We start from the raw sequence: 12,428 nt of genomic DNA, 5'->3' as shown, positions 1-12,428 counted from the left end.
TCAGCGGCGTTCGAGCCACCGGTCGTACAGCTCGGCGCTGCCGATCATCAGCCGGCGTATATATGCCAGCCCAGCACACACGCCAACTGCTAAAGTCACGATCATTGCCAGGACGGGAAGTATGTCCGGATAGGCGTCCCTGGGCGTGAGTATGGCCAGGGACGCCACACCCAGCGCGGTGGCGATGAGGAACGTCCGGATCGTAATGGGAGTGGTCCTGATACCCTGCTCCACCCGAGGGATGTCGGCAGCCGGCTTGGGGAATTTGCGCGTGAAGCGAGGCATGGCGGTCAGTGCCCAGCCCATGGCGGACATCGCTGCACCCAGGATAACCAAGACCACGCCGGTTTCAGGGCTCCGTCCCAGCATCAGGGAAAAACCGGAATATGCCACACCGGAGGCTGCCAGTACAGCAGAGAACCACCAGGCGGAGAACACCCACGACCGGCGCTGCGCGAATCCGTATGCGGCCCCGGGCGTCATCACGGTCGGGTCTGTGCCCGTCAGGTCCGGGCGCGTCATGCTGGCCCTGCCAGCAGGGAGCGGACCACGGAGCCGGGCAGTTCAGCGGCCTGCAGGTCGCGGACTGTCAGCTGTCCGCTCTCGTCGACGGGTGCCGACGCCAGACTCAACACGCCGTTTTCGAGCACCTTGATGTTGGCAACCACCGGTTCGCCGTCCCGGTCGTAACGGCGGGAGGTGATGATACCGCCCGAAGGCGTCTGCGCCGAGCCGACGGCGTCGTTGACGGTGGCTTCCACCATGTCCAACGTATCGGCGTCATCGCTCATAGGCAGGCAAACATACTCGCTCAAGGGTCGAAGGAAGAGTGCAATCCGGCCCGCTGGAGATTCGACGACATAAGCAGGCGCCACGGCATCCGGACCCACACGGGTGATGTCGAACCACAGAGTTGCCGTGCTAAAAACCCGGGCCAGGAAGTTGGCCGGACCATGCAGGCTGACCACGTCGCCATCAACCGAAGCTGTATCCCGGACGTTGAGAGTACCGACGCCGGCCCGGACTATGTCATGGTCATCAGGCAGGTCCGCAAGACCCAGCACGCGACGGGTTAGTGCTGTCCCCGGCCCTGGCTCAAACGCGAGGAGGGCCAAAATTTCGTGGCTCGTGACACGGTATGCCGTCTCGGGCAATGTCTGCTCAGTCATGTGTTCCTTATGGTCTGCTGTTGCTGCCTTGTGCACCGGGGCCGCCCCGCCGCGGTCTGCTAGCCGAATCCGAGCTTACCGCCGACCCACCCCACGGCATCCTTGGCGCCGTTGGCAAGGTCCTTAACACCGCCCACTACGCCCGAGCCGAAGTCCCAGATCCTCTTGGTGACAGGCACGTCGCCGGAGGCCATCGATGCCAGGCCCCACAGGAGGCCGGCGCCGCCGATGGCTGCCGCAACAGGCAGTCCGACGCCGCTGGCAGCAGCGATTCCCGCGGCTAACGCCAGGCCTCCGCCAACTGCACCATCAGCGACCCGGAAGGGATCGCGGTTCTCAATGCCTGACATGATGTCGAGGGCGCCGAGGACGATGCCCAGCCCGACGAGGCCCTTGCCGACGCCCCTCATGGCGTCAAAGAACTTGCTGACGCCCTTTTCGACCTGCGCAAGTTCGAGGTTCCAGCTGAACTTGTCTGCGACGAACTGCAGGGCGCTGGCAATGTCTGAAGTTGCGTTGCCGTCCTCTGTTACCCCCTTCTCCAGCAGCCATTCAAGTCCTGAAGGCGCGTGTTCGTAGTTGGGGTCCGTAAAGGCATCGCCCCAGTTCCGTTCCTGAGCCGGAGTCGGTGGGGAAGCCGGTGCCGGGGCACCCGGCGCCGGGGAAGGGGTGTGGCCGCTTCCGGCATTGCTGGCTTGTTCCTGGTCTTTGGCATGGGCAAGCAAGAGCTTCGACTGGCTGTTAAGCGACTCCGAGGAGCGGTTCAGCATGGGCCGCAGAGTGGAAGCCCATTCACTGCGGAACTTGTCGCCGTCTGAGCCCTTCCAGACGGCCGATTGAACCAGGGAATTGACGGTGGATTCCACGTTCTTCAGCCGGGTTCCCGATTGTCCCAGGGATTTTGACAGCGTTCGAAGCTGGTTGATGTCAGCACCGTAAAAGCCTGGCGCCATAGTGTCCCCCAAGTTGTTTGGGCCGGCGATGCCTGCCTGCGGATTATCCGTCCAAACTATTCCATGAACCGAAGTCGTGCGATGGGGACTTGTCCCCCCGGGTTTCGCCGGCGGCGCCGGTTGACCGCGTGGCAAGCGCGGATCCACCCCGGACGCGGGAACCGCCGGCCGCGCAAGGGTGCGCGGCCGGCGGTTCCCGGACATTCCCGGCCGGAGGCTAGGAGGTGGTCACGGACGTGTCATCCAGGTAGAAGTACGTCGACAGCGATGAATCCTCGACGCCCAGGAAGCGCAGGGTCACGCTCTTGCCTTTGTAGGCGGAAAGGTCCAGCTGCTTCTGGACGTAGCCGGTGGACTCGTTGAGGTTGGAGTACGTGGCCAGCGTGGTGGTGGTGCCGCCGCTGATCACCTGGACTTTGAGGGTGTCGTAGGCCGAGCTGGCAGTGGTCTCGTCTGACTGCACCTTCAAGTAGAAGGACAGCGACGCGGCGGACACGGCGGAGGGGACAGCGAATGCCTGGTCCAGCTTGTAGGACGTTGCCTGGCCCCAGCCGTTGAGTCCTGCGAAGCGGGAACCGGTCCGGGCATTCGTCCCTGTCTCAAACGTGTCGGCGTGGTCGGAGGTCCAGGAGACTGCGCCCTCTTCGAAGCCGGGGTTCAGCAGGAGGTTGCCCGACGGCGGGGGAGTGGTCCCGCCCAGCAGCCCCATGGTCTTGGTGGCGTCCGAGAGTCCCGCGCCGCAGCCGGTGGTGCAGCCGCCCGGCATGGCGCGGGTTCCCTGCTTGAGCGTGGACTCAACCTGGGCGGGGGTGAGTGAGGAAGTCTTGGATTTCATCAGTGCGGCGAGCCCGGCCACGTGCGGAGCCGCCATGGAGGTCCCTTGGTAGTTGGCGTAGCCCGCCGAGGACGGCGTGGTGGTGCCGGTGTTGATGGTGGAGAGGATTCCGCCGCCGGTCACCCTGACGTCTCCGCCCGGCGCGGTCAGGTCAACCGTGGCGCCGTAGTTGGAGTAGTAGGAGAGACTGCCGCTCGGGTTGCTCGCAGCCACACTCACCACGCTGTTGCAGTTCGCCGGGCGGAATCCGGAAGCATCCTGGTTGCTGTTGCCGGCGGCGACCACCACTGTGGCTCCCCGCGAAACCGCGGAATCGATGGCCGCCTGGTAGGTGCTGCCGCAGGAACCGGAGCCGCCCAGGCTCATGTTGATGACCTTGGCAGGGTTGGCATTGGCCGGGATGCCCGAGACGGTACCGCCGGCTGACCAGATGATCGCATCGGCAATGTCGGACAGCGAACCCCCGCACTTTGCCAGGACGCGGACCGGCACCACTTTGGCGTTGGGTGCCACGCCGGCCACTCCGGTGGCGTTGCCGGTCACGGCAGCCACGGTGCCGGCGACGTGGGTGCCGTGCCAGGAACTGTTGCCGGCCGTTGTCTGGCCGCACTCGCCGGCGGCGTACCAGTCGCCCTGGTCCTGCGCGTTGGCGTCGCGGCCGTTCCCGTCCCGTGCCGCGGTGGCGTCGGAGACAAAGTCATAACCGGGGAGCACGTTCGCGTCCAGGTCCGGGTGGGCCGTGATGCCGGTGTCGATCACGGCCACTGTCACGCCGGTTCCGGTGGCGACGTCCCAAGCTCCGGGAATCCGCATGCCGTTGGTTGCGGTGAAATCCCATTGTTCGCCGTAGCGCGGATCGTTGGGTGTGAGCGCCACGGTCATCCGGGCATCAGGCTCGACGGATTCGACCGAGCCCGACGCCGCAATCCCGGCCATGAAGTCCCGGGCTGCCTGTCCGGCCAGGGCCCTGTCCGCCTCGATCAGCGTTCCGCCGGTGGCCAGGGTGCGGACCTCCTTGACCGTCACGCCCTGCGCGTTGGCAGCCTTGCCCCAGGCGTTGGCGCGGCCGTTCGGCGTGGCGTTGGCGGCGGTTTCCTTGTAATCCACGATGAACTTTGTGTAGGCCTCGCCGGCGGCCACATCCTGCACCGGGGTGCTTCGAGCCGCGGCCTGTCCGGACGCGGAACCGTCTGCGGTTTCAGTGGTGGCGAAGACCGGTGAACCGGCGAAGGCCAGGGTGCCGACTGCTGCGGCGAGCGACAGCGCCAGTATGCGATGGCGCCTGATTGGTGCACTTGCTGCTTTTGCCAAAAGGAGCTTCTTTCTCGGATCGGGCATAGGTGTGGCCCGGAGGGTGGAGTGATGGGCGGTCACGTGGTGGATCAGGTGGTAACCGACAGTAAACGTAAAGGTATTTTCATAACTTGTAAATGGTTGACAAAAGTAGTCAATAAAGTGTGGACTATCAGTTTCCACGATGACGGCGGGGAGTCGCCCCGCCGTATCCCGCGTGGTCAAGTAAAGTGGTCACGTGACTTATGAGATTGAGATTGGCCGTGGCAAGCGTGGGCGTCGTGCCTACTCCCTGGATGACATCGCGATCGTCCCCAACCGTCGTACGCGTGATCCCAAGGACGTTTCGGTCTCGTGGCAGATAGATGCCTACAAGTTCGATATGCCGGTCATCGCCGCACCCATGGACTCAGCAATGTCCCCCGCAACCGCCATTGCCCTGGGCCGCCTCGGCGGCCTCGGGGTGCTGGACCTTGAGGGGCTGTGGACGCGGTATGAGGACCCCCAGTCCGTCCTCGACCAGATCGGCGCGCTGGAGGACGAGACCAACAGCCCCGCCGTCACCCGACGGATGCAGGAGCTATACCAGGCCCCCATCCAGCCGGAACTGATTACGTCCCGCCTGGCCGAAGTCCGTGCCGCCGGCGTGACCGTTGCCGGCTCGCTCACCCCGCAGCGCACCCAGGAGCACTACAAGACCGTCGTCGCCGCCGGCGTGGACATTTTCGTGATCCGGGGCACCACGGTCTCCGCCGAGCACGTCTCCAAGGACCACGAACCGCTGAACCTCAAGCAGTTCATCTACGAGCTGGACGTTCCGGTGATCGTGGGCGGCGCTGCCGGTTACACTCCGGCCCTCCACCTCATGCGCACCGGTGCTGCCGGCGTGCTGGTGGGCTTCGGCGGCGGCGCCACCACCACCACCCGTCGGGCCCTGGGCATCCACTCGCCCATGGCGTCGGCAATTTCCGACGTCGCAGCAGCCCGCCGCGACTACATGGACGAGTCCGGCGGCCGTTACGTTCACGTAATTGCCGACGGCGGCATGGGGTCCTCCGGCGATATCGTCAAGGCCATTGCCATGGGCGCTGACGCCGTCATGCTCGGCAGCGCGCTTGCCCGCGCCGAAGAAGCTCCGGGCAAGGGCTGGCACTGGGGCCAGGAGGCCCACCACCTGGAGCTGCCGCGTGGTGACAGGGTCAACGTCGGCACCGTGGGCCCGCTTGAGGAGGTCCTCTTCGGGCCGGGCCACCACACCAACGGCACATCCAACCTGATCGGTGCCCTCCGCCGCTCCATGGCGACCACCGGCTATTCGGACCTGAAGGAATTCCAGCGGGTCGACGTCGTCGTGTCCCCGTACTCCGGAAACTGAGGCAGCGCCTTCGAAATTGGCCGGTCCCGGACTCCGGGACCGGCCGGAATTGAGCCCTGCCCATCCGCATGCCTAGGAAGTAGTCTGGTGAACTACGAGGTTTGATGCGGATGGAGGCGTGAAATGAACAGTTCTTCCGGTGGTTCGTCTTTTCAGCTGGGGGCACTCGGCCCCGCGGCCCGGGAAGCGTCCCTGGCGGCGCTCAAGGCAACAATGGAGCCGGGCAAGGAACTTGACATCCTCATCGTCGGCGGTGGCATCGTGGGCACGGGCGCTGCCCTGGACGCCATCACGCGCGGCCTGAGCGTAGGCATCGTGGAGGCCAGTGACTGGGCGGCAGGTACGTCCTCACGCTCCTCCAAGCTCATTCACGGCGGGCTTCGCTACCTCGAGATGCTCGATTTCGGGCTGGTGAAGGAAGCGCTGCATGAACGCGGCCTGTTGCTGTCGGAGATCGCCCCCCACCTGGCCCGGCCCGTACCCTTCCTCTACCCCCTGACCAAGCCTTTCTTCGAGCGGCCCTATGTTGGCGCGGGAATTGCCCTCTACGACGTCATGTCCATTTCCAGCGGCCACCAGCGGGGTGTTCCTTTCCACAAGCACCTTTCCCGCCGCGGCACGCTGCGCGCAGCGCCAAGCCTGAAGGACGACGCCTTCGTCGGGTCCATCCGCTACTACGACGGCCAGGTTGACGACGCCAAGTATGTAGCCAACCTGATCCGCACGGCCGCGTACTACGGTGCCCATGCAGTCAACCAAACGGCTGTGGTGGACTTCCTCCGCGAAGGTGAGCGGGTGGTGGGCGCCAAGGTGGTCAACCGCGAGGACGGCTCCACTTTCAGCATCCGGGCCAAGCAGGTCATCAACGCAACCGGCGTGTGGACCGACGAGACCCAGGCCATGGTGACGGACCGCGGGCAGCTGAAGGTCCGCGCCTCCAAGGGCATCCACCTTGTAGTGCCGCGCGACCGGTTCCAGTCAACTGTTGGCCTCATTTTGCGGACCGAGAAATCGGTGCTGTTCGTGATTCCGTGGGGGCGGCACTGGATCATCGGCACCACGGATACCGACTGGCATCTCGACAAGGCCCACCCGGCGGCGTCCAGCAAGGACATCGATTACATCCTCGAACACGTCAACAAGGTCCTCAAGCGGCCCCTGACGAGGGAAGACGTCGAAGGCGTCTATGCCGGGTTGCGGCCCCTGCTGGCGGGAGAGAACGACTCAACGGCCAAGCTGTCCCGCGAACACGTGGTGGCCCACCCGGTACCGGGCCTCGTGGTGGTGGCAGGCGGAAAGTGGACCACCTACCGTGTCATGGCCAAGGACGCGGTCGATGAAGCGACGCGGAGCATGGACGAACGCGTGGCGCCCAGCTGCACCGATTCCATCCCCCTGCTGGGAGCCAGCGGGTTCAAAGCAGCGTGGAACCGGCGCAACCGGACCGCCGAAGAGAGCGGCGTGCATGTGGCCAGGATTGAACACCTGCTCAACCGGTACGGATCGATGACCACGGAGGTCCTGGCGCTCATCAAGGAGAACCCTGCCCTGGCCGAACCGCTGCCGGGCGCGGACGACTACCTTCAGGCCGAGGCCGTTTATGCGGCCACCCACGAAGGAGCCCGTCATGTACATGACGTATTGACGCGCAGAACGCGTATTTCGATCGAGTCCTGGGACCGGGGTGTGTCCGCGGTCCCGGTAGTCGCTAAGCTGATGGGAGAAATTCTTGGCTGGAGCGATGCGCAGCGCGAAAGCGAAATCAAGCATTACCTTGCCCGGGTGGAAGCCGAACGGCTGAGCCAGGAGCAGCCGGACGATGAATCTGCCGACGCCGCACGCCTGGGCGTCGAGGACATTGTCCCGTTGCGTTGACGCAAGGCGGATGACTGACGCGCGCCTCCTGCCTCACTGAAGGGACAACTCTTGGCGGAACCACTGGACCGGTACGATGCCGAACTCACCACACCGGAAATGGTGATTCTTGAGCTTGATGCCAAGGACAAGACCGACGCAGCGACTCAGCTGGCGGAACGCCTTTATGCGGCCGGGCGCGTGTCGGACCTCGAAGGCTTCCTGAAGCACGTCAATGCCCGGGAGCACCAGCTGGCCACCGGCCTGCCCGGGGGAGTGGGGCTGCCGCACGCCCGCAGTGAATTCGTGTCCCGGACCTCGATCGCCGTGGGAATCACCAAGTACGGAAAAGCCCTGGACTTCGGTGCCGCCGACGGCCCCGCCACAGTCATCTTGTTGATTGCGACGCCGGCAAGTTCCTTTTCGGACCACCTCGAAGTACTGGCCACGCTGGCCCGCTCGCTGTCAAAGGAATCGTTCCGGGAATCCCTTCGCCGGGCCTACGACCCCGAGGTGATCGCGGAGCTCATCAACTCCAGCCTGGTGTTCTTCGACCACTAGTGGGCTGATCGGGCACCCTTCACGAGTGTGCCTGCGTCGGCAAGGTGAGGATCTCCGCTCCATCCTTGGTGATGGCGATCGTGTGCTCACTGTGTGCTGTGCGGCAGCCCGTCGCGCTTCGAAGCGTCCACCCGTCGGCGTCCGTGATGAGTTCCGCGGTGTCGGCCATGACCCACGGCTCCAGTGCGAGCAGCAGCCCGGGCCGCAGTTTGTACCCACGGCCGGGCCGTCCGGTGTTTGGGACGTGCGGGTCCTGGTGCATCGTCGATCCGATGCCATGACCTCCGAACTCGGTGTTCACCGGGTACCCCGCCTCGCTGAGGACAGAGCCGATGGCATGGGAGATGTCACCGATGCGGGCCCCGGGCCCGGCAGCGGCTATCCCGGCGCTCAAGGCTCGCTCCGTCGCGCTGATCATGGCGGTGCTCTCCGGCGGCTTTGAGTCGCCCACGATGAAGCTGACGGCGGAGTCTGCAGCGACACCTCCTTTGGAGACGGCGAGGTCGAGTGTCAGCAGGTCGCCGTCGGCAAGCGTGTAGTCGTGTGGCAGTCCGTGGAGCACGGCGTCGTTGACTCCCGTGCAGATGTAGTGGCCGAACGGCCCGCGTCCGAAAGATGGCTCGTAGTCGACGTAACAGGACAGTGCCCCGGCCTCGATGATCATCGCCTGGGCCCACCGGTCGATGTCCAGGAGGTTCGTGCCCACCGTACTCCGGCTCTTCAGCGTCTGCAGGATGTCGGCGACCAAGGCACCTGCCACTCTTGCCCGGTCCACTTCGGCGGGGTTCAGGATCTCGATCATGCGGCGCCTTCCTCTTGCATCCAATAACTATCCCGGCCATATTATCCCGGTACTATAATCGGAGCCATGGTTAGACTCCCACTCACACCCGCAGAAGTCGAGCGCGGAGAACGCCTCGGTGCCCTGTTGCGTCGCGCCAGGGGCGAGCGCTCGATGCTCGAAACCGCGCTCGATGCACGTGTCTCGCCGGAGACCCTCCGGAAGATTGAGACGGGCCGCATAGCGACGCCCGCCTTCCCGACCATCGCTGCGATCGCCGATGTCCTCGGGCTCTCCCTCGATGCCGTGTGGGCGGAGATTAGCCAGACCGGCCGGGGTGTTGAACCGACCAGCGCCGATCACAATGCACGTGGGCGGCTCTCAACGAGTGTCCCTGCCTAGGACAACCTGGGGCACGGCCCGTTTCGTTGTTCTACACGAGGACGAAGTACGGTTAAGGTGTGTTGAAAACTGCCCTCAAACCCCGCTGGATCGCAGGCCTGGTGTTTGCGATCGTCATCTCGGGGGTTTTTGTGCTGCTGAGCCAGTGGCAATTCGGCCGCTCAACCCAGCCGGAGGCGCCGGTTTCCACCGGCACCGAAGACGTCAAGCAGCTGATCACGGTGCTCCGGCCGGGTGAATTCTTCCACGGCTCCGTGGCGGACCAGATGGTCACGGCCAAAGGATCCTACGACCCCGACAAGCAGGTACTGGTCCCGAACCGCCTTCATGACGGCGCCACCGGGTACTGGGTGGTTTCCGCGTTTTCGGTTCAGGGTGCTCCTGTCCTCAGCGGCGCAGGGGCAACGCCCCAAACCTGGATACCGGTCGCCCGCGGATGGGTGGCCGACCCCGCCCAGGCGGACGCGCCGCCGTCGGGCGTTGTTGAACTGACCGGGCGCCTCCTGCCCTCCGAAGCCCCGCTGCCGAACACCGCCCCCGAACCCGGACGCGCCACGGCAGTATCGGTGGCGGAACTCATCAACGCCTGGGAAGTCAGCAGCTACCCGGGATTCGTGGCGGCCACCTCCGAGCTGGCCGCCGGCGCTGACGTCAGCGCCGCGGCCGTCAACGGTGAACTGAAGCCCCTGAACATCGGCCCGCAGCCGCCGGCCCAGCAGGTGAACTGGCTCAACCTGTTCTACTCCGTGGAGTGGATAGTGTTCGCCGGGTTCGCGCTGTTCATCTGGTGGCGAATGGTGAAAGACGACTACCGCCGCGACCTCGAGGACGAGTTCGACGACGAACATTCCGAAGGCGATGCCCAACCCGTAGACCCACAGCAAGCCGCACTGCACGCCAACACCTCAGATAATCCGAGCCCGAATGAACAAAAGGTACAGCCATGATCGACCCCAAGCCGGCCATCCAGCCCCAGCCGTCCCAGACCGGCGGATCGGGCACCGTAAAGAAGCGCAGGTTCGGCGGGACTGAAGCCCAGATCCGGTCCGCCCTGAAGTTCTACAAAGTCATGGCCTACCTGACGGGCGGGATGCTCCTCCTGCTGTGCGCCGAACTGGTTGCCCGTTACGCCTTCGGCCAGTACCTGTTCGCAGGCGGCACCAACGCGGTCACGGGCCAGCCGTTTGGCTTCGGGTTCGCAGACGCCGAGCCGCAGGGCGTCCTCGGGGGAGTCAACCTCTCCGTGGCGGTGCTGATTGTGCACGGCTGGATGTACGTTGTGTACCTCATGTCCAACTTCCGCCTGTGGTCGCTGATGCGGTGGCCCTTCGCCAAACTGATTCTCCTGGCCCTGGGCGGTGTGGTTCCGTTCCTGTCCTTCGTGGTGGAGAAGAAGTTCCACGCCGAGGTGGAGGCCGAACTCGCCGCGAATCCACAGGCGTCCAATCGCTACTGACCCGCCGTCCCGGGTCCTGTGAGATCGCTTACCCGCGGCTTCTCAAGGTGCGGGTGACCGGCGGCGCAAAGTAGTCTAGGACGGTGACTACTCCCACTGCACCCCAGACTTCCCAGAAGCCGGTGCTGGTTGTTGACTACGGTGCCCAGTACGCGCAGCTGATTGCCCGCCGCGTCCGGGAAGCGAATGTGTATTCGGAAGTGGTTCCGCATACCTACAGCACCGAGCAACTGCTGGCCAAGAACCCCGCCGCCATCATCCTTTCCGGTGGCCCTTCCAGCGTGTACGCGGAAGGCGCACCGAGTGTGGGTGCTGACCTCTTTGAAGCCGGGATCCCCGTTTTCGGCATCTGCTACGGCTTCCAGGCGATGGCCAACGCGCTGGGCGGAAAAGTCGACAAGACGGGCCTGCGCGAATACGGCTCCACCCGGACCACCATTCTCGGCGAGGGACGCTCCGTGCTCGAAGGGATGCCGCAGCACCAGAACACCTGGATGAGCCACGGGGACTCCGTGCACGCTGCTCCCGAAGGTTTTGAAGTGCTTGCGACGACGGCGGGCGCGGAAGTGGCTGCCTTCGCCAACGAGGAGAAGTGCCTGTACGGCGTACAGTGGCACCCGGAGGTGAAGCACTCCGCTTACGGCCAGCAGGTACTCGAGAACTTCCTGTTCAAGGGCGCCAAGCTGGAACCCAACTGGACCACGGGGAACATCCTCGAGGAGCAGGTGGACCGGATCCGCAAGCAGATCGGCGATGCCCGGGTCATCTGCGGACTCTCCGGCGGCGTTGACTCCGCGGTTGCCGCAGCACTGGTCCAGCGCGCCGTCGGCGACCAGCTGACCTGCGTGTTCGTTGACCACGGCCTGCTGCGCGAAGGCGAAGCCGAACAGGTGGAACGCGACTTCGTGGCCGCCACCGGCGTCAAGCTGTATGTTGCCAACGAGCAGGAGCGCTTCCAGGCGGCCCTGGCCGGCGTCAGCGATCCGGAAACGAAGCGCAAGATCATCGGCCGTGAGTTCATCCGCGCGTTCGAAGAGGCTGAACTGGCCATCATCGCCGAGGCAGCCGCGCACGGTGAGAAGATCAAGTTCCTGGTCCAGGGCACGCTGTACCCGGACGTCGTTGAATCCGGCGGCGGCGAAGGTGCAGCCAACATCAAGAGCCACCACAACGTGGGCGGTCTTCCCGAGGACCTGCAGTTCGAGCTGGTTGAACCGCTGCGCGCCCTGTTCAAGGACGAGGTCCGTGCCGTTGGCGCCCAGCTGGGGCTGCCGCAGGAAATCGTCGGCCGCCAGCCGTTCCCCGGGCCCGGCCTCGGAATCCGCATCGTTGGTGAGGTCACCAAGGAACGCCTGGACCTGCTCCGCAAGGCGGACGCCATTGCCCGTGCCGAACTGACCGCCGCCGGCCTGGACAACGAGGTGTGGCAGATGCCTGTGGTCCTGCTCGCCGATGTCCGCAGCGTCGGCGTTATGGGCGACGGCCGCACCTACGGTCACCCGATCGTGCTCCGTCCCGTCTCGTCCGAAGACGCGATGACCGCCGACTGGTCACGGCTTCCTTACGACCTGCTGGCGAGAATTTCCAACCGCATTACCAATGAGGTGGAAGGCGTCAACCGGGTGGTCCTGGACGTGACCAGCAAGCCGCCGGGAACCATCGAGTGGGAATAGCACTGTGAGTGGCCGGTCTCAGCGATGAGACCGGCCACTTTGTTTTATTCACGCTAAATCCGGCGCAATTTTGGCC

The 12,428-nt window shown here is 64.8% G+C and carries 12 protein-coding genes; 7 read left to right on the top strand and 5 right to left on the bottom strand.

From position 1 onward, the window contains the following. From AC1MDG_RS14770 to AC1MDG_RS14755, 4 genes are all read right to left on the bottom strand, one after another. On the bottom strand, positions 1 to 522 hold the full coding sequence (locus AC1MDG_RS14770) for a hypothetical protein (protein ID WP_479804759.1): 522 nt from the start codon (positions 520 to 522) through the stop codon (positions 1 to 3). Further along, the gene (locus tag AC1MDG_RS14765; protein WP_479804757.1) at positions 519 to 1,169 is read right to left on the bottom strand and encodes a hypothetical protein; all 651 of its coding nucleotides are present in this window, start codon (positions 1,167 to 1,169) and stop codon (positions 519 to 521) included. Before AC1MDG_RS14765 ends, AC1MDG_RS14770 begins: the two co-directional genes overlap by 4 nt. A gap of 59 nt (positions 1,170 to 1,228) precedes the next feature. Beyond that, the gene (locus AC1MDG_RS14760; protein ID WP_479804755.1) at positions 1,229 to 2,122 is read right to left on the bottom strand and encodes a WXG100 family type VII secretion target; all 894 of its coding nucleotides are present in this window, start codon (positions 2,120 to 2,122) and stop codon (positions 1,229 to 1,231) included. Between the two features lie 217 nt (positions 2,123 to 2,339). Continuing rightward, positions 2,340 to 4,268, bottom strand: a complete 1,929-nt coding sequence (locus AC1MDG_RS14755; protein WP_479804753.1) for a S8 family peptidase — start codon at positions 4,266 to 4,268, stop codon at positions 2,340 to 2,342. Positions 4,269 to 4,488: 220 nt separating this feature from the next. On the opposite strand from AC1MDG_RS14755, the gene AC1MDG_RS14750 reads away from it, so the two are divergent. From AC1MDG_RS14750 to AC1MDG_RS14740, 3 genes are all read left to right on the top strand, one after another. Continuing rightward, positions 4,489 to 5,625, top strand: coding sequence for a GuaB3 family IMP dehydrogenase-related protein (locus AC1MDG_RS14750; RefSeq protein ID WP_479804751.1), 1,137 nt, complete (start codon positions 4,489 to 4,491; stop codon positions 5,623 to 5,625). A 123-nt stretch (positions 5,626 to 5,748) separates the two neighbouring features. Further along, entirely contained in the window at positions 5,749 to 7,500 is a 1,752-nt protein-coding gene (locus tag AC1MDG_RS14745; RefSeq protein ID WP_479804750.1) for a glycerol-3-phosphate dehydrogenase/oxidase, read from the top strand. Between the two features lie 51 nt (positions 7,501 to 7,551). Beyond that, entirely contained in the window at positions 7,552 to 8,040 is a 489-nt protein-coding gene (locus AC1MDG_RS14740; protein ID WP_043482871.1) for a PTS sugar transporter subunit IIA, read from the top strand. Positions 8,041 to 8,059: 19 nt separating this feature from the next. On the opposite strand, the gene map is transcribed toward AC1MDG_RS14740, so the two are convergent. Continuing rightward, on the bottom strand, positions 8,060 to 8,842 hold the full coding sequence (map, locus tag AC1MDG_RS14735) for a type I methionyl aminopeptidase (protein ID WP_479804748.1): 783 nt from the start codon (positions 8,840 to 8,842) through the stop codon (positions 8,060 to 8,062). Positions 8,843 to 8,908: 66 nt separating this feature from the next. On the opposite strand from map, the gene AC1MDG_RS14730 reads away from it, so the two are divergent. From AC1MDG_RS14730 to guaA, 4 genes are all read left to right on the top strand, one after another. Beyond that, positions 8,909 to 9,223 carry a helix-turn-helix domain-containing protein gene (locus tag AC1MDG_RS14730; protein WP_479804747.1) on the top strand — a complete coding sequence of 105 codons (315 nt, stop codon included), beginning with the start codon at positions 8,909 to 8,911 and terminating at the stop codon, positions 9,221 to 9,223. Positions 9,224 to 9,282: 59 nt separating this feature from the next. Next, positions 9,283 to 10,170, top strand: coding sequence for an SURF1 family protein (locus tag AC1MDG_RS14725; RefSeq protein ID WP_479804746.1), 888 nt, complete (start codon positions 9,283 to 9,285; stop codon positions 10,168 to 10,170). Then, positions 10,167 to 10,679, top strand: a complete 513-nt coding sequence (locus tag AC1MDG_RS14720; protein ID WP_479804744.1) for a DUF3817 domain-containing protein — start codon at positions 10,167 to 10,169, stop codon at positions 10,677 to 10,679. Before AC1MDG_RS14725 ends, AC1MDG_RS14720 begins: the two co-directional genes overlap by 4 nt. A gap of 83 nt (positions 10,680 to 10,762) precedes the next feature. Next, positions 10,763 to 12,352 carry a glutamine-hydrolyzing GMP synthase gene (gene guaA, locus AC1MDG_RS14715; protein WP_043482858.1) on the top strand — a complete coding sequence of 530 codons (1,590 nt, stop codon included), beginning with the start codon at positions 10,763 to 10,765 and terminating at the stop codon, positions 12,350 to 12,352. Positions 12,353 to 12,428 lie beyond the last annotated feature (76 nt).

Source organism: Arthrobacter sp. AIWTK1, assembly GCF_056680535.1.
This window is presented reverse-complemented; position numbering and strand designations above follow the sequence as displayed.